17 protein-coding genes and 1 tRNA gene are annotated in these 15764 nt (G+C 66.7%); 12 read left to right on the forward strand and 6 right to left on the reverse strand.

What is annotated here, in order from left to right:
- Positions 1-226: 226 nt before the first annotated feature.
- From NF4_RS21855 to NF4_RS21865, 3 genes are read left to right on the forward strand one after another with little or no spacing between them, the layout of a single operon-like run.
- On the forward strand, positions 227-511 hold the full coding sequence (locus NF4_RS21855) for a hypothetical protein (RefSeq protein WP_157120501.1): 285 nt from the start codon (positions 227-229) through the stop codon (positions 509-511).
- Positions 511-1062 (forward strand): DUF6879 family protein, encoded by a 552-nt coding sequence (locus NF4_RS21860; RefSeq protein ID WP_063129249.1) that lies wholly within the window; start codon positions 511-513, stop codon positions 1060-1062. The genes NF4_RS21855 and NF4_RS21860 overlap by 1 nt, the downstream gene beginning before the upstream one ends.
- Entirely contained in the window at positions 1059-1886 is an 828-nt protein-coding gene (locus tag NF4_RS21865; RefSeq protein WP_063129250.1) for a helix-turn-helix domain-containing protein, read from the forward strand. The genes NF4_RS21860 and NF4_RS21865 overlap by 4 nt, the downstream gene beginning before the upstream one ends.
- 248 nt (positions 1887-2134) lie before the next feature.
- Here NF4_RS21865 and NF4_RS21870 read toward each other — a convergent pair whose 3' ends face one another.
- Both NF4_RS21870 and NF4_RS21880 read right to left on the reverse strand, forming a co-directional pair.
- Positions 2135-2752, reverse strand: coding sequence for a hypothetical protein (locus NF4_RS21870; protein ID WP_157120502.1), 618 nt, complete (start codon positions 2750-2752; stop codon positions 2135-2137).
- A gap of 563 nt (positions 2753-3315) precedes the next feature.
- Positions 3316-3389: transfer RNA gene (locus tag NF4_RS21880), tRNA-Ile, on the reverse strand.
- A 136-nt stretch (positions 3390-3525) separates the two neighbouring features.
- Here NF4_RS21880 and NF4_RS21885 point away from each other — a divergent pair.
- Positions 3526-3975, forward strand: a complete 450-nt coding sequence (locus tag NF4_RS21885) for a nitroreductase family deazaflavin-dependent oxidoreductase (protein ID WP_063129253.1) — start codon at positions 3526-3528, stop codon at positions 3973-3975.
- Positions 3976-4533: 558 nt separating this feature from the next.
- Here NF4_RS21885 and NF4_RS36715 read toward each other — a convergent pair.
- Positions 4534-4797 (reverse strand): hypothetical protein, encoded by a 264-nt coding sequence (locus tag NF4_RS36715; RefSeq protein WP_084533322.1) that lies wholly within the window; start codon positions 4795-4797, stop codon positions 4534-4536.
- 149 nt (positions 4798-4946) lie between these two features.
- Between NF4_RS36715 and NF4_RS21890 the strand changes: the two genes are divergently transcribed.
- Both NF4_RS21890 and NF4_RS21895 read left to right on the forward strand, forming a co-directional pair.
- Positions 4947-5471 (forward strand): UCP032817 domain-containing protein, encoded by a 525-nt coding sequence (locus tag NF4_RS21890; RefSeq protein WP_063129254.1) that lies wholly within the window; start codon positions 4947-4949, stop codon positions 5469-5471.
- Positions 5472-5597: 126 nt separating this feature from the next.
- Positions 5598-6272 (forward strand): VTT domain-containing protein, encoded by a 675-nt coding sequence (locus tag NF4_RS21895; RefSeq protein ID WP_084533323.1) that lies wholly within the window; start codon positions 5598-5600, stop codon positions 6270-6272.
- A gap of 24 nt (positions 6273-6296) precedes the next feature.
- On the opposite strand, the gene NF4_RS21900 is transcribed toward NF4_RS21895, so the two are convergent.
- On the reverse strand, positions 6297-7832 hold the full coding sequence (locus NF4_RS21900) for an aldehyde dehydrogenase family protein (protein ID WP_063129256.1): 1536 nt from the start codon (positions 7830-7832) through the stop codon (positions 6297-6299).
- Positions 7833-8052: 220 nt separating this feature from the next.
- Here NF4_RS21900 and NF4_RS21905 point away from each other — a divergent pair, with 220 nt between their 5' ends.
- The 6 genes from NF4_RS21905 to NF4_RS21930 all read left to right on the forward strand — a co-directional run bounded on the left by NF4_RS21905 (position 8053) and on the right by NF4_RS21930 (position 13173).
- On the forward strand, positions 8053-8511 hold the full coding sequence (locus NF4_RS21905) for a hypothetical protein (RefSeq protein ID WP_063129257.1): 459 nt from the start codon (positions 8053-8055) through the stop codon (positions 8509-8511).
- Positions 8511-8984 carry a Zn-ribbon domain-containing OB-fold protein gene (locus tag NF4_RS21910; protein ID WP_063129258.1) on the forward strand — a complete coding sequence of 158 codons (474 nt, stop codon included), beginning with the start codon at positions 8511-8513 and terminating at the stop codon, positions 8982-8984. Before NF4_RS21905 ends, NF4_RS21910 begins: the two co-directional genes overlap by 1 nt.
- Positions 8977-10047: a thiolase family protein gene (locus NF4_RS21915; RefSeq protein WP_063129259.1), complete on the forward strand. Its 1071-nt coding sequence runs from the start codon at positions 8977-8979 to the stop codon at positions 10045-10047. The genes NF4_RS21910 and NF4_RS21915 overlap by 8 nt, the downstream gene beginning before the upstream one ends.
- Positions 10044-11198, forward strand: a complete 1155-nt coding sequence (locus NF4_RS21920) for a thiolase family protein (protein WP_063129260.1) — start codon at positions 10044-10046, stop codon at positions 11196-11198. The genes NF4_RS21915 and NF4_RS21920 overlap by 4 nt, the downstream gene beginning before the upstream one ends.
- A 63-nt stretch (positions 11199-11261) precedes the next feature.
- Complete coding sequence (locus NF4_RS21925) at positions 11262-12461, forward strand: thiolase C-terminal domain-containing protein (protein WP_063129261.1); 1200 nt, start codon at positions 11262-11264, stop codon at positions 12459-12461.
- 10 nt (positions 12462-12471) lie between these two features.
- Positions 12472-13173: a TetR/AcrR family transcriptional regulator gene (locus NF4_RS21930; protein ID WP_084533324.1), complete on the forward strand. Its 702-nt coding sequence runs from the start codon at positions 12472-12474 to the stop codon at positions 13171-13173.
- Positions 13174-13267: 94 nt separating this feature from the next.
- Here the strand turns inward: NF4_RS21930 and NF4_RS21935 are convergent, their stop codons facing one another.
- Positions 13268-14260: a hypothetical protein gene (locus NF4_RS21935; RefSeq protein WP_157120504.1), complete on the reverse strand. Its 993-nt coding sequence runs from the start codon at positions 14258-14260 to the stop codon at positions 13268-13270.
- 122 nt (positions 14261-14382) lie between these two features.
- The coding region (locus NF4_RS40285) for an IPT/TIG domain-containing protein (RefSeq protein WP_198165410.1) at positions 14383-15764 on the reverse strand (1382 nt) is incomplete at its 5' end.

Here is a 15764-nt window from a genome sequence, read left to right on the forward strand (position 1 = left end):
CCTGTCCCCGTGCGTCTTTGGTGTGCACCCGCCGCCGGGGAGTGAATCATGCCCCCCGAGTTCAGCTCTGGTGGACCGACCCGGCGGCGAGGCCGAGACCGACGCTATGGGCGCAGCGTCAGCATTCACTACAACTTTGCGTGGCTTTGCGCGAAAGGTTGGCTTGTGCGGATAAATACATGAGGATTGCGCTGACAGATCGTCTCGATCGCAAAGGATGAACACCGTGCGCTTACGACTTCTCGGCTCCGGCTCGGATCACGGCACCTGCCCGGCGGTGTATGCCGCCGACACGGGCGATCTGGTGGTGCAAGGCGATATCACCGACCGCGCGACCGCCGTCCTGGTCCCTCACGCGCTGATCGACTGGCTCGAACCGGGGATGAAACTGCCGGTGGAAGCCACCGATAAGCCCGGAGCTTTTCTGGTGTCCGGCGAACCCGTCACCGCGCCGGAAGTCCTGGCGCAGCTCACCCTCGCCGACCACGAAACGGCCGTGGTGGTGCGCTGATGCGGCATGTCGTCGGCGACGGGATATTCGAGCCGCTGTTCCGCGCGGCCCGCCATCGCGCTTTCCATCTGGAGGTGCAGGACACCTACGGCGTAGCCGACGAGGTCGAAGCACTGCGGCGTTGGGAGGCCGGACAGGCCTACGAGCCAGAGGAACAACCCGCATCCTGGAGCGCCTGGGACGACCTCATGGTCGAAACGGCTGGGCGCGGTGTCGTGCTCGAACGACTACGCGTGGTCACCGTTCCACACTCGGACTACACACGGTGGCTGCTCAGCCGAACGGACATCCGCATCGAAACAGGCGAATCGGTGCGATGGCTCCCCCGCCACCTCGCCGACCCTGACGAGGTACCCCGCGACGACTATTGGTTGTTCGACGACGATACCGTTGCGTTCACCACCTTCGCCGAAACGGGAGAATTCATGGGCCTGTCGATCACCACCGACCCAGGAATCGTCGACCGTTGTGTGCGAGCGCGAGCGATCCTGTGGCCGAACGGCATCGACCACGCCCGGTACGCCGACAGCGAGTACACGCACGTACAGTGAACGCTGTCTCCGACGCACGGTCCGCGCTCGGCGCACGCCTTCGCGAATTGCGCCGAGCCGCTCACCTCACCGGCGTCGAACTCGCCGCACGGTGCGGCTGGCACTCCAGCAAGGTCAGCCGCATCGAGCGCGGAAAACAAGCACCCTCCGAAGCGGACCTCGCCGCTTGGTGCGATGCCTGCGAGAGCCTCGCCGTTCTCGACGACCTGGTTGCCAACCTGCGCAACCTACGCTCGATGTATCTGGAGTGGCAGCGCACCGTCGCCGCCGGGCACACCCACCGGCAACGCCAGTCGATCGAGCTGGAGGGGCAAACGCGCCTGATCCGCTGGTTCGCCCCCGATACCCTGCCCGGCCTGTTGCAAACCGAGGACTACGCGCGTGCCGTCCTGCGCGCCTGCATCGCCATCACCGGTGGCCGCGACGACCTGGAAGAAGCTGTAGCCATGCGAATGGCACGCCGACGCGTCCTCGAACGAGCCGGGCGGCGGTTTCATATCCTGATCGGCGAGTTGTCACTACACCGCACCGTCGGCAGTGCCGCAGTCATGGCCGCGCAGCGCGAGCACCTGCTCAGCGAGTCGATGCGGCCGAACCTGCGGTTGGGGGTGATCCCGCTGCGAGCCGAGTACCGAGCACCCGCGACGAACTTCGTGATGTACGACCGCGCACAGGTCATCACCGAAACCGTGAGCGCCGAACTCACCATCACCCGGCCGTCGGAGATCGCGCTGCACGAGAAAACGTTCGCGCTACTGGCCGAACAAGCCGTACACGGCGACGACGCCCGAACATTGATCCAGGCCGCAAACCCACCCGTATGACCTAATCGGGAAACTCAACGACGCTGCCGCTCGAGCCCGGCGGCCGCAACAGAGGCGGGTCTGCGGGAACTCCCTGGCCTCGCCAGCTGTGAAAACGATGACCGAACGACAAGAGCTCATATTCGAGAATGCAGAAACTGGTCTGGTGTGGGGCTCGAACCCACGGCCAACGAGTTATGAGTCCAATCGCTGTCAGCGATGTACCAACCGGCAAAGAACCTGCTGATCAGAGATCATTTTCCCATAGTCTATTGGTCTACGAAACCCGCACCCTGGGGAGCAATCGGCTCGTCTCCACTTTCCGTGGCGGCACTGGAAACGCGCGAGTTGACGTACGGAGGGAGCCAGTTGTCGCCGTCACCGCGACGGGTGGCTCCGCGCACCCCCAGGTCAGTACGAGCACAGGCATAGAAATCATCGCGAAGAGTCCCCAAGACCCGGAATTGCCTCAGGAACTCTTCCTGCTCTGGGCTCTCCTCCATGGCAAGGAAACTGAAGTCGTACACCGCCATATGCCACCGGCGGGCAGCCACGATCGTGTCCGGGGAACCCAGAAGAAGCACTTGCTCCCACTTCACGGTCCGGTGGGCCTCTGCATCCGCCAGAGCATTGGCTACCAGTGGCTCGTCCGCCGGCGTGGTCAGGTTGGGCAGTCCTCGCTGAGCCGCGAGACGAAATACGACCTCCAATATCGTCTTGACTGCGTTGGCGTACTCAACGTACGCAGCCAGACGCTTCTCATCCCAACGGGTGTCGATCGCACGCCTCCACTTCGCGCGCTCGACAGAGGTCGTCGCCACAAAGGTCGCGCCCGCCCCTACGAGCACTCCGGCGAGCGTTACCACCTGTTGCAGAAGAGGCCCCACCACTGCATTGTCAGGTGAATTTGACCCAATAGGCAAGGCGCCGAGGGTAAGTCATGCCGTCGAGGGCTGTTCACCTTTGCCCAGGCCGGGCTCGTGCAATACGTCGGGCACCAGGCGAAGAACTGGACGTTGCTGCTGGTCCACGCCGAGGATCCTGCGGATATCTGCTGGAGTCCACGCGAGTTCCAGAGCCAGTTCCGCAATTGTGAGACCGTGGTCGCAAGCCAGGGAGAATCCTTTGGCGAGCAGCGCAGGCTGCTCACCGGGGAAGCTGGTCAGCGGCTCAGGTAGCCCCAGCCCAGGTGTGTCACGCGACTCGCGCAGGCGTATGAAGCCACGACCCATCACGCGCGGCTGCCCTGCCCCGGGCCGGAGGGCTGTCTGGAATCAACGCACGCGCCCGCAGGAATATCGACGACCCGCGCCCGGTTCGGTCCGGCGCGGGCGACAGTGGAATCCATCTCCTAGCCGGCTCTACCCGCAGATATACTTTGATGCCGGAGCGCTGCTCTAGACAAACTCGGCTGTCGAGTTATGCATTTCCGCTGGTAGAACCCTGTTTGTGGGGCGGGTGGGGCTCGAACCCACGACCAATGGATTATGAGTCCACGGCTCTAACCGACTGAGCTACCGCCCCTGGCTGCGACCTGAGGTCGCAAGTGTCGGATGGTACCCGGTTGGCGTGACAGGGGCCAGTTGATCGGGTCCGGGAGGCCGGGGAAACTCGGGGATCCCGACTAGGCTGGGGTCGTTGCCGAAGCGGAGGAGGGCGCGTGGCCGAGCTGTTCGTGCGGGTGTTGCGGGCGCATCAGTGGCTGTACGAGAAGAGCGGCGGGCTGGTGGGGCATCGGCTGCTGTTCGGGAACCCCACCCTGCTGCTGCGGACCGTGGGGCGGAAGACGGGGCTGGAGCGGACGTCGGCGCTGACCTATGCCAGGGACGGGGCGGATTATCTGGTTACCGCCTCGAACGGCGGGTCGCCGCGGCCGCCGGGGTGGCTGGCGAATCTGCGGGCGCGGCCGGAGTGCGAGATTCGAGTAGGGCGGCGCGCGTTCCCGGTTCGGGCCCGGGTCACTCTGCCCGACGATCCGGAGTACGCGCGCCGCTGGGGGTTGGTGGACGCCGTGAATCAGGGCCGGTACAGCGAGTACCAGCGGAAGACGAAGCGTCCGATTGCCGTGGTCGTGCTATCGCCCGCGAGTGGTGCGGGTCAGTCGGAGTAGCTCTCCGAGCCGACCCGCGCACGCGCTCTCCGGGGACGGAGGTCCTCCGGGGGGCGGCTGGCGAGATGGACTACGGAGGCAACGAGAATCAGGATTGCGAGCACTACCAATGCGGTAACCACGGCACGCACAGTAACGATGTCAAGGGGGATATTGCACCCCAGAACGGTCTATGGTGCCCGCGTCGGTTACGGCCAACCGGAGACCGTTTCGCCGGATATGACGGATTTCCAGGCGTATCGATGCACCGCCGGACAATTTGGGATACAAACCCAAAACCCTTGGTGCGGTGTGAAATTACACAGTTCCACCGATACCGAATTGGTATGGGTGGAACACGCCGACAGGTTCCCCACCTGTGAAAAGTAGTGAAGGCGAGTCCTATTCGGAAGGCCGAATCTTGTGCGATCTCACAATCGGTTCACTCGGCCCGCCGACCGAAAGATTGCCCGCAACTTCAGGTTACAGCCAAACCGGTCGAAGTCTCACGACCGCTGCGCCTTCGGCGGGACCGCAGTGGTCCGCCGGGCCCGGTCGGAGAGCCCTCACGGCCGGTCGCTACGACGACGAGCCGCCACCTCCGCCGCAGCTACTTCCACCACCACAACTGCTACCACCGCCGCAGCTGCTGCCGGAAGAACCGCTGTCGCCACCCGAGCCGTCGGCGGACCAGATACCACTGGAGGAGCCGTATCCACCCCGCCGCCGCGTTCGGTTACCGCCGCGCGGCGAACTCGTCTTGACGATCACCACCACAATGCCCACGACCACCGCGAGGCAGCCCACCCCGAACGCCAACACGATGAACAGTGCCAGATCCATTGCTCGACGGTACCGAGGAAAACACTCCGCCACAGAACATTTTTCGACCGAGAGGCCACCGGACCGCCGCCCCGATATCCGTCGCCGAGCCGAGACCCGCCCGCCGATACAGGAGACCGGTCCGGCGAGCGGTCCGCGATAATGACGACGTGTTCGCGTTCACCCCGTTCCGCCGCCACCGCGGGACCGATCCCGCCACCGTGGAGCGGGCGGTCGATGAGCTCGAGCTCTCCGAAGCCGTCTACAAAACCTGTCCGTGGGAGCCGCGCGCACTCGTGGCCACGGGGTTGCGGCAGTGGTTGCGCTGTTGCGGCGCGGCCATGGCGGACGGTCAGGTGATCGGGATGCCGTCGCACGCGGTCGACGAGGCATGGCACGGGCTCATCCTGTGCACGAGACGGTACGCGCGGTTCTGCGAGCGCGCCTACGGACAGTTCCTGCACCACTACCCGGACGGCGACGGCAGCGCGTCGGGCGGCGGGCAGGGCGACGACACGGCGAGCCAACTCGGCCGTACCGTGGTGGCGTGGTCGCTGGTGGCGCGCCCGGGCGAGGAGTGTGTGCTCTGGGATCTGGATTCCCGGCTGGGACTGGCACAGCCCTGGGGAATCCCCGCGGAGCGCGTCGCCTCGATCGAGGCCGCCCTGCGGCAGCGCACCGCCGCAGGCCGCTGAGCGGCTACCCGACCGCTATATATTCACTATTCGGGCAATCCGGATTAAGCCGACACGCTGCGCTGCGGTATCTTCGGCGGGGTGAGTTACTCAGCCGTCGCAGCGGCCACCACCGAACTTGCCCTGATGCCGGGTTTTCTGGACCCGGTGAATCTGCTCAACTCGTTCGGCACCTGGGTACTACTCGGCCTGCTCGTCGTGGTGTTCATCGAGTCGGGCCTGCTGTTCCCGCTGCTGCCCGGTGATTCACTGCTGTTCACCGCAGGACTCATCGCGGCCTCCAAATCGGCGGAGATCGAACCCTTCGCGCCGATCTGGCTACTCCTCGTGCTGATCCCGATCGCGGCGATCGCCGGCGATCAGGTGGGCTACCTGATCGGCGCCAAGGGCGGGACCGCGCTGTTCAAGAGCGACGACGCGAAGATCCTCAAGAAGTCCTATCTCGACGAATCGCACGCGTTTTTCGAGAAGCACGGACCGATCACCATCGTGCTGGCCCGGTTCGTCCCGATCGTGCGCACCTACGCACCGCTGGTCGCGGGGGCGGCCAGGATGAAGTACTCGGTGTTCCTCACCTATAACGTCGTCGGCGGCGTGCTGTGGGGCGCCGGGGTCACCATGCTGGGTTATCTGCTCGGCCAGATCGCGATCGTGCGCGACAATGTCGATCTGATCTTCCTGCTCATCGTGGCCGTCTCGGTGCTCCCGATCGTCTGGGAGGTCGTCAAACGCTATCGCTCCGGCCGCGGGAAGACCGCCGCGGCGGACGCGGACGAACCCGCCGATCACCCGGCCGCCTGATCGCTCACGCGGCCGGGCCACCGGTCATCGCACGAGGCGGCGCAGCAGTTTGTTGCCGAACAGCGTGCTGATGGTCTTCTCCAGCGTGGCGGCGGTGGCCTCGCTGTAGGGGTACCAGATGTTCTCCTTCTTCAGGCCCCACCGGTCCAGCAGCACCGGCTGCGGGTGCGCAAAGCCGCGCAGCGCGTCACGGCCGTTGACCAGGCCCAGACCGCTGTCCTTGCGGCCGCCGAAGGGCGCCTCGGCGACGCCGTAGATCACCGACGCGTCGTTCTGCACCACCGACCCGGTCTTGAGCTGCTTGGCCAGCCGCACGACCTTGGCCTTGTCCTTGGTGAACACGCTGCCGCTGAGGCCGTACTGGCAGTCGTTGGCCATTTTCACGGCTTCTTCCTCGTCCCGGACGCGCATGATCGCGACGATCGGGCCGAAGGTCTCCTGCTGCATGATGTCCATATCGTGGGTGACGTCCACGACCACTGTCGGCTTGAAGAACACGCCCTCGGCGGTGTCGGATTCACCGCCGAGCAGGACGGTGGCGCCCTTGGCCTTGGCGTCCTCGACGTGCTTCTCGACGATCTCGAGCTGCCGGTCCCAGAACAGCGGGCCGACATCCTTGCCCACGGCGCCGTAGGTCACCTCGGCGGCGCGTTTGCGCACCTCCTCGATGAACCGGTCGGCGATGCTTTCCACCACGTAGATCCGCTCGACCCCGACGCAGACCTGACCGGTGTTGAACATCGACAGGTACACCGCGCCGAGCGAGGCGCGGTCCAGGTCGGCGTCGGCGCAGACGATCATCGCGTCCTTGCCGCCGAGTTCCAGAGTGACCGGGATCAGCCGGCCCGCGCAGGCGGCGGCGATCTTCTTGCCGGTGGCGACGCTGCCGGTGAACGAGATCTTGTCGACATCGCCGTTCACCAGGGCCGCGCCGGTCTCGCCGTCACCGTGCACGACCTGCAGGACATCCTCGGGAACACCGGCCTCGTGCAGCACCTTGACCGCCCACTCCCCCGAGTGCGGGGTGACCTCGGACGGTTTGAGAACCACCGAGTTGCCCGCCAGCAGGGCCTGGGCGATCGGGTTCAGGGAGAGGATGAACGGGCCGTTCCAGGGCGTGATCACACCGACCACGCCGAGCGGCTGATAGTTGATGACGAGTTTCTTCAGCGGCAGCATGTAGCCGTGCAGGCGGCGCTTCTCGTCGGCCAGGTCCTTGGTGGCGCGGCCGCTCCAGTAGTTCAGGAAGTCGCACGCGGGCACCATTTCCACGGCCAGCGCCTCGACCCGTGGTTTACCGGTCTCCTGCATCACCGTTTCGACGATCTCGTCGCGACGGGCCAGTAGCACCGAGACCGCGTTGCGGATTATCGCGGCGCGTTCCGCGACCGGCCGGGCGGCCCAGCCGGGCTGCGCGGCGCGCGCCGTGGCCAGGACCGCGGCCACATCGTCGGCCGTGCTCACCTCGATCTCGCCGACGCGTTCGCGGGTAGCGGGGCTGCGCAGCTCGAGCCGCCGGCGTCCGTCGGCGGTCGGCTCCAGCTGTTCAACGATGGCCATGGTGATCTCTCCTCACCGGAGGAATTGGAACAGGTTCTACTTGAATTCGCAGCTTACGTCATGCGCGCGGGCGACGCACCGGGGATGGCCCGAACAAGTCCGGACTACCCACGATGCCGCTATCAACCGATTCAATCAATTGATTGACACGGGGCGCCGCGCAGGCCACCATCGAAACGCGGTCCAGTGCCGGACCGCGCCCCCGATCGGCAGGAGACCGATGACAGCCGAGTCCCCGGACGCGAGTCTCACCGCGCCCTACAGCATCGAATTCCCGTACAACCGGACGGTCGGCGAGAAGATCGGCACGTTCCTCGGCGGTCTGCGCGACGGCGAGCTGTACGGGGTGCGCACCGCCTCCGGCGCGGTGCTCTGCCCGGCCCTCGAATTCGACCCGGCCACCGCGGCCCCCACCGGCGAGCTGGTCCGCCTGACCCCCTCCGGCACCGTCACCCACTGGACCTGGGTGCCCACCCGGCCCGGCGACGAGATCGAGGCCGACCATTTCGCCTGGGCCCTGATCACCATCGACGGCACCGAGGGCGGCCTCTTCCACGCCGTCGATACCGGCGGCGACCCGTCCCGCCTCGCCGCGGGCCTGCGCGTGGCACCCCGCTGGCGCGCCGACCGGGTGGGCAGTATCCGCGATATCGTCTGCTTCGAACCGGTGGAGTCGTGATGAGCACCCTGCCCACACCCGTGGAATCGTTCACCAGCCCGCACAAGGTGGACTACACCTTCGTCGCCGGAACGGGCCGTTCGACCTTTCTGCGCGGGTTGCAGGAACGCCGGCTGCTGGCCCGCCGCTGCCCGTCCTGCGAGCGCGTGTACCTGCCTTTCCCCGAATTCTGCTCCCGCTGCCTGGTCGAGCTCGACGCACCGTTCGAACTGGACGGCACCGGCGTGGTGAAAACGTTCTGCGTGGTGAATTTCCCGTTCCCGGGCCAGGTGATCGACCCGCCGTACCTGGTGGCCTATATCCAGGTCGACGGCGCGGACACCACGCTCATGCATCTGATCCGGGACGTCGAGCTCGCCGATGTGCACATCGGGATGCGCGTGGAACCGGTGTGGTGCGCCGAGGAGGACCTGGACACATCCATGAACAGCATCCGCTACTACCGGCCGGTCGCAGGAGGTTCCGATGCGTGATATCGCGGTGGTCGCATTCGCGCAGTCGCCGGGGACATCCGCCGACCGGCACGACGATATGGCCGAGATCCTGCTGCCGGTGATGCGCGAGGCGCTCGGCTCGGCCGGAATCGATCGCACGGAGGTCGATTTCTGGGCGTCGGGCAGCCACGATTTCCACGAGGGCCGGACCTTCGCCTACATCGAATCGCTCGACGCGGTGGGCGCGTGGCCACCGATCTCGGAATCCCATGTCGAGATGGATGCCGCCTGGGCCGCCTACGAGGCGTGGTCGTGGCTGCAACTCGGTGAGGGCGAGATCGCGGTGGTCTACGGTGTCGGGCGCGGGTCGCTGGCCCACGATCTCGACCAGGTGACCGCCACCCAGCTCGACCCGTACTTCCTGGCCCCGCTGCGGCCGCATCAGGACGCGCTGGCCGCGCTACAGGCGCAGGCGCTGATCGCCGCCGGGAAGCTGGACGAGAAACAGCTGGCCGAGGTCGTGGTCCGGGCGCGGGCGGGCGCGGTGGGCAATCCGGCCGCGCAGGTGTCCGGGGCGGTCACGGTGGACGAGCTGCTGGCCGCGCCGTATCTGGCGTCACCGCTGCGCGCCCACGATCGGGGCCCGATCGGCGATGCCGCGGCGGTCCTGGTACTCGCGGCCGGTGCTACCGCGCGGCGGCTGGCGCAACGCCCGGCCTGGGTGCGCGGCGCCGATCATCGGATGGACAGCCACTATCCGGGGACCCGCGATCTGACCCGCGTCGACACGGTGACGGTGGCCGCGGCGAAGGCCGCCGCGCAGGCCGGTTTCGCGGCCCGCGAGGTCCAGATCGCCGAACTGCACACCGAGTACAGCTACCAGGAACCGCTACTGGCGCGGGCACTCGAATTGTCCGGGGCAACGATCAATCCGGGGGGCGGACCGCTGGTCGCCCGGCCCACCACCGCCACCGGGCTCATCCGGATCGGCGCCGCGGCACAGCACATTCTGACCGGTCGCGCGGACCGCACGCTGGCGCACGCCACCAACGGGCCCGCGCTCCAGCAGAACATGATCTGCCTATTGGAGGGAGACCGGTGAAACTCGCGGTCGTCGGAATCGGACAGAGCAAACAGGCCAAGAAGCGCAAGGTCACCATCGGCGCGATGGTGCGCGAAGCCGTCGACGAGGCGATGGCCGACGCCGAACTGGAATTCGGGGATATCGACGCCGTCGTGCTGTCGAAGACGCCGGACCTGTTCGACGGGGTGATGAATCCGGAGCTCTACCTCGCCGATGCGATGGGAGCCCGCGGGCTACCCGTGACCCGGGTGTTCACCGGCGGCAGCGTCGGCGGGCATGCTGCCATCTACGGCGCCCATCTGGTGCAGGCGGGTCTGGCACGGCGGGTGCTCGTGGTCGCGTATTCCAAAGAATCCGAGGGCGATTTCACCTGGGCGCTGTCACGCGGGCTGCCCTTCAGCGCGCAACTCGGCGCGGGCGCCGGCGCGCATTTCGCGCCGGTGATCCGGGAGTACATCCGCCGGTCGGAGGCACCGGAGCACATCGGCTGGCAGATCGCGGTCAACCACCGCCTCAACGCCACCCGGAACCCGTACGCGCATATCCAGCTACCGGATATCACCGTGGAGCAGGTGCGCGAATCCCGGATGCTCTGGGATCCGATCCGTTTCCTGGAGTCGTGCCCTTCCTCTGACGGTTCCTGCGCGGTAGTGATCACCGGGGAAGCCGACGCCCACCGCACCGGCCGTCCCCCCGCCTGGATCCACGGAATGTCGTGGCGCACCGAGACCGGCCATTTCGCCGGCCGCGACGAGGTGAATCCCGAGGCCGGACGGCAGTGCGCCGCCGAGGCGTACCGGCAGGCGGGGATCACCGATCCGGCTCGCGAGGTCGATACCGCCGAGCTCTACATCCCCTACAGCTGGTTCGAGCCGATCTGGCTGGAGAATGTGGGCCTGGCCGAGGTCGGTCAGGGGTGGAAGGTGGTGGATTCCGGCCGGACCGCGTTCGGCGGGGAACTGCCGATCAACCCGTCCGGTGGGGTGCTGTCCGGAAACCCCACGGGCGCCACGGGGCTGCTGCGGTTCGCCGAGGCGGCCATGCAGGTACGGGGTACCGCGGGTGAGCACCAGGTACCGGACGCGCGGCGTGCCATCGGCCACGCCATGGGCGGGGCGGCGCAGTTCCACGCGCTCTGGGTGGTCGGCGCCGAACCACCGAATAGTTGATGCGATACCTCCGCCTCCGCTGCGGCCTCCGCGGACCGCATGAACCTGCAAAGAGGAGTAAACATGACCGAACGGGTGTACGTCGCCGGGGTCGGGATGACGAAATTCGAGAAGATCCAGACCCGGGCCTGGACCTATCCGGAGATGGTCGCCGAAGCGGTCGGCCAGGCGCTCACCGACGCCGGGGTGCGCTATGACCAGGTGCAGCGCGCGGCTGTGGGCTACGTCTTCCAGCCGTCGACCGCGGGCCAGCGGGCGCTCTACGAAATCGGGCTCACCGGTATACCGATGGTGAACGTCAACAACAACTGCGCCACCGGATCGACCGCGCTGGTCCTCGCCCGCGAATGGGTGCAGGCCGGTCTGGCCGATATCGTGCTCGCGGTCGGGTTCGAGCAGATGACCAAACAGGCCATGGCCGGAGACGGCAGTACGCCGAAGGTCACCACCATCGACCTGCACATCGATGCCCTGAAGGCCGCCGCCGGCTTCGGTCAGGCCCCGCTGACCGCCCAGTTCTTCGCCGCGGCGGGCGCGGAACACATGAAGCGATACGGGACCACGCGCGAACAGCTCGCACAGGTCGCGGTGAAGAACCACGAACATTCCACCCGCAACCCGAAGGCCCAGTTCCAGGACGCCTACACCCTCGAACAGGTCCTCGGCGACAAAATGGTCTCCGATCCGCTGACCCGGTCGCAGTGCTCCCCCATGTCCGACGGCGCCGGGGCCGCGGTACTGGTCAGCGAACGCTACGCCCGCGAGCACGGCCTCGACCGCGCGGTGCCGATTCTGGCCCAGGAACTGGTCACCGACAGCGGCGCCTCGTTCGAATCCGGTTCCATGATCGACGTGGTGGGCGCCCCCATGGCCCGTATCGCCGGTCAGCGGGTACTGGAAACGGCCGGGGTGGGCATCGGCGATATCGATGTGCTCGAACTGCACGACTGCTTCTCGATCAACGAACTGCTCACCTACGAGGCACTCGGTATGTGCGGTGCGGGCGAATCCGGCGCGCTGGTCGAATCGGGTGACACCACCTACGGCGGCCGCTGGGTGGTGAACCCGTCAGGGGGTCTCATCTCCAAAGGCCATCCGCTCGGCGCCACCGGCCTGGCGCAGTGCGCGGAACTGGTCACCCAGGTACGCGGGGCGGCGGGTGAGCGCCAAGTGCCGGGCGCTCGACTGGCGTTGGCGCACAACCTCGGGCTCGGCGGGGCCTGCGTGGTGACCCTGTACGGCGCCCCCGGCGCGGTCTCCTAGAGTTTCGATCATGGCGCGAGGTCGGGTACAGGCGAGGGGCGACGATCCGCCGCCGCACCCGGCCGCGCCCGTGGCGGAACCCGGATCGGGAACGGACGCTGTTCTCCCGACCGACCAGCGTCTGATCCTGGCCGCGGAACGACTGTTCGCCGAACGCGGGATCGACGCGGTATCCCTGCGTTCGGTGATGGCGGAGGCCGGCGCGAATGTCGCGTCGGTCCACTACCACTTCGGCTCCAAGGACGCGCTCGTCGAATCGCTGATCAGCAGGCGCAGCGAACAACTGCACAACCGCCGCGCCGAACTGCTCGACGCTGTCGAGGCCTCCGGTACGCCCGACGCCCGCGCGCTCGCCGACGCATTCGTCCGCCCGGTCGGCGAACTCGCCGCCGCGGGCGGCACCCCCTGGATCCGCCTGGTGGCGGGCATCATGAGCGGTAACCATCGCGCCCTGGCCCGGCTGACCGAGGGTTTCGCCCCACAGGCGCTGCGCTTCAATGCCCTGCTGGAGGAGATCTCCCCGGACACTGCGGCCCGCACGATCCGCTTCCGCCTCACCCAGGCCATGAACCTGACGTTCCAGACCCTCGGCGACCCGGCCGGCCTGCGGAGCATGCTCGCGCTGAGCGGCACCCGGCTCTCGCCCGATGAGCTGCTCACCGAATTGATCGATACGGTCACCGCGATCCTCACCGGCCCACCGGACCGGTGAACGGTCGCACGGGCCACACGATCCGATCGACGGACACGCACCGGTCCTCGTCATCGCACGCACGACATTCCGGCCGGGCTGCTGCCTCGGGGTACTAATCAGTCGATTCCATCAGTAGATGTTCCAATCCGGCAGTCTGGTCGGAGTATCCGCGGACACCGATAACCGCGACGAACTCGCGATCACCGGCACGGCGCTGCAACAGACTCCAATTGTTGGCCAGGTACCAACTCGCTCCGGGAGTACCGCGCGGGCCCAATCCCGCGCAATAAATACAGTATCGGCCGGGGTACAGATCCGGGCTCGGTCGCACCCGCACGATGATGCCGATATTGCGGTCTCTGCTCGACTCATAGCTGCTTCCATCGCTCAGATCGAGGCGCTCCGGATAGAGGCCGGTGCCGGCATGAGAGTCCCGGATGCTGAACAGTGGGTATTCGACGCTGTCGAGATACCTACGTGTGCAGTCGTTGCCGGTGAGACCGAAGCTGATGTACGGGCGGTCGAAGTGCGCGACCATCTCACGGTCGCTCTGGACGTAGGTGGGAATACCGGTGTAGCGCTGGAGTAGCGAGAACACATACAGCAGCCCGCGAATATCGTTCTCCGGCAACATGGTCGGAAAGTCGATCCGACGATGCGGCGTGAGAACACCGGCCGTACTCCCGAATCTGCGCTGCCGGGGAATTCCGGCTTCCCGGAGTGCTTCCACGGATGGCCCGGTCAGCTCGAGAGTCGGGTACACCAGAGTTGTCCCGCGGGTGGCCGCCTCAGCGCCGAGGAATGCCTGAAGTTGGATGTCGGCACCTGACGGCAATCGAGTGGCGGCAGAGGCCGAGTCGGCCATCTGAAACAATCCTTCCACCGTCCACCCCGGAAACATTTTCTCGAGCACCCGGCGGTGGTAGTAGCGGGGAAGCCCGACCATGCGGCCGGAGAGCCATTGGTAGTACTGTGCCTTCGCCGGCCCGTGACCGCGGGGTATGGGTGGGTCGAGCTGAGCCGCGCACATGTCGTACGCGGCGAGGAAATCCGGATGACTGTTGAGGTGCCGCTCCGCCAGCAGCATCTTGAGTACGGTTGCCAACGAAAACCCCTTACCCCTGCGGCTTGCGCCCATCGTGGCTTTGTCGCTGTTCGCTCAACCCACACCACAATGCGGCTGGGCCGCCGGTAATTACCCCTGCGACGGCCCAGCCGCATCAGTCGTCACACGTAGGTGTAGGCGACACCGTTAGTGGTTCCTCCTGCGGTGGTTGTGCTGACTTGTACGGTACCCGTCCCAGCGGGGGCGACGGCCGTGATCTGCAGGGCGGAGTCGACGGTGAACGAGGCCGCGGGTGTGGGACCGAAGTTCACCGCAGTGGCTCCCGTCAGGTTTATCCCTGCGAGGACGACTGTCGTTCCACCGATTTCCGGCCCGGTATTCGGAAGCACCGCGGTCAGGCTGGGAATCCCGACGTAGGTGTAGGCGACACCGTTACTGGTTCCGCCGGCACTGGTGACGGTGACCTGCACCGTCCCCGTCCCGGCTGGGGCTACGGCCGTGATCTGGGTGGCCGAGTCCACGGTGAACGAAGTCGCCGGAGTGCCACCGAAGGTGACCGCGGAGGTAGTGGACAGCGCAGTCCCGGTGAGGACGACTATCGCCCCGCCCGCTTCCAAGCCCACATTCGGAAGCACCGTGGCCAGGCTGGGCGCCGGAATATAGGTGTAGGCGAGGCCGTTGCTGGTTCCTCCGGATGTGGTCACCGTGAGCTGCACCGTCCCCGTCCCGCGGGGGCTACGGCCGTGATCTGGGTGGCCGAGTCCACAGTGAACGAAGTCGCCGGAGTGGCCCCGAAAGTGACCGCGGATGCTCCGGTCAACCCGGTCCCGGTGACGACGACCGTTGTCCCGCCCGCTTCCAAGCCCACATTCGGAAGCACCGTGGCCAGGCTGGGCGCCGGAATATAGGTGTAGGCGAGGCCGTTGCTGGTTCCTCCGGATGTGGTCACCGTGAGCTGCACCGTCCCCGTCCGCGGGGGCTACGGCCGTGATCTGGGTGGCCGAGTCCACAGTGAACGAAGTCGCCGGAGTGGCCCCGAAAGTGACCGCGGATGCTCCGGTCAACCCGGTCCCGGTGACGATGACTGTCGTTCCGCCCGATGCCGGGCCCACATTCGGAACCACCGTGGTCAGGGCGGGAACCGCGACGTAGGTGTAGGCGACGCCGTTACTGACTCCACCCGCGGTGGTCACGGTGAGCTGCACCGTCCCGGTCCCCGCCGGGGCGACGGCCGTGATCTGCGTATCGGAGTCGACGGTGAACGAGGTCGCCGGGGTACCACCGAAGGTGACCGCGGAGGCGGTGGACAGGCCCGTGCCGGTGACAACGACCGTCGTCCCACCGGCTTCCAAGCCCACATTCGGAAGCACCGTGGTCAGGGCGGGAACCGCGACGTAGGTGTAGCCGACGCCGTTGGTGGTTCCACCCGCGGTGGTGACGGTGACCTGCACGGTGCCTGTTCCGGCGGGCGCGACCGCGGTGATCTGGGTGGCGGAATCGACGGTGAACGAAGTCGCCGGTGTACCACCGAAAGTGACCGCGG

This window comes from Nocardia fusca NBRC 14340 (assembly GCF_001618425.1).
In the GTDB taxonomy this organism is placed as follows: domain Bacteria; phylum Actinomycetota; class Actinomycetes; order Mycobacteriales; family Mycobacteriaceae; genus Nocardia; species Nocardia fusca.

What these genes read in the sequence shown, in the direction of transcription:
- NF4_RS21860 (WP_063129249.1), top strand. Translation starts at nt 511, where the DNA reads ATGCGGCATGTCGTCGGCGACGGGATATTCGAGCCGCTGTTCCGCGCG.
- NF4_RS36715 (WP_084533322.1), bottom strand. Translation starts at nt 4,797, where the DNA reads ATGGATCTGGCACTGTTCATCGTGTTGGCGTTCGGGGTGGGCTGCCTC.
- NF4_RS21895 (WP_084533323.1), top strand. Translation starts at nt 5,598, where the DNA reads ATGCCGGGTTTTCTGGACCCGGTGAATCTGCTCAACTCGTTCGGCACC.
- NF4_RS21900 (WP_063129256.1), bottom strand. Translation starts at nt 7,832, where the DNA reads ATGGCCATCGTTGAACAGCTGGAGCCGACCGCCGACGGACGCCGGCGG.
- NF4_RS21905 (WP_063129257.1), top strand. Translation starts at nt 8,053, where the DNA reads ATGACAGCCGAGTCCCCGGACGCGAGTCTCACCGCGCCCTACAGCATC.
- NF4_RS21910 (WP_063129258.1), top strand. Translation starts at nt 8,511, where the DNA reads ATGAGCACCCTGCCCACACCCGTGGAATCGTTCACCAGCCCGCACAAG.
- NF4_RS21915 (WP_063129259.1), top strand. Translation starts at nt 8,977, where the DNA reads ATGCGTGATATCGCGGTGGTCGCATTCGCGCAGTCGCCGGGGACATCC.
- NF4_RS21925 (WP_063129261.1), top strand. Translation starts at nt 11,262, where the DNA reads ATGACCGAACGGGTGTACGTCGCCGGGGTCGGGATGACGAAATTCGAG.
- NF4_RS21930 (WP_084533324.1), top strand. Translation starts at nt 12,472, where the DNA reads ATGGCGCGAGGTCGGGTACAGGCGAGGGGCGACGATCCGCCGCCGCAC.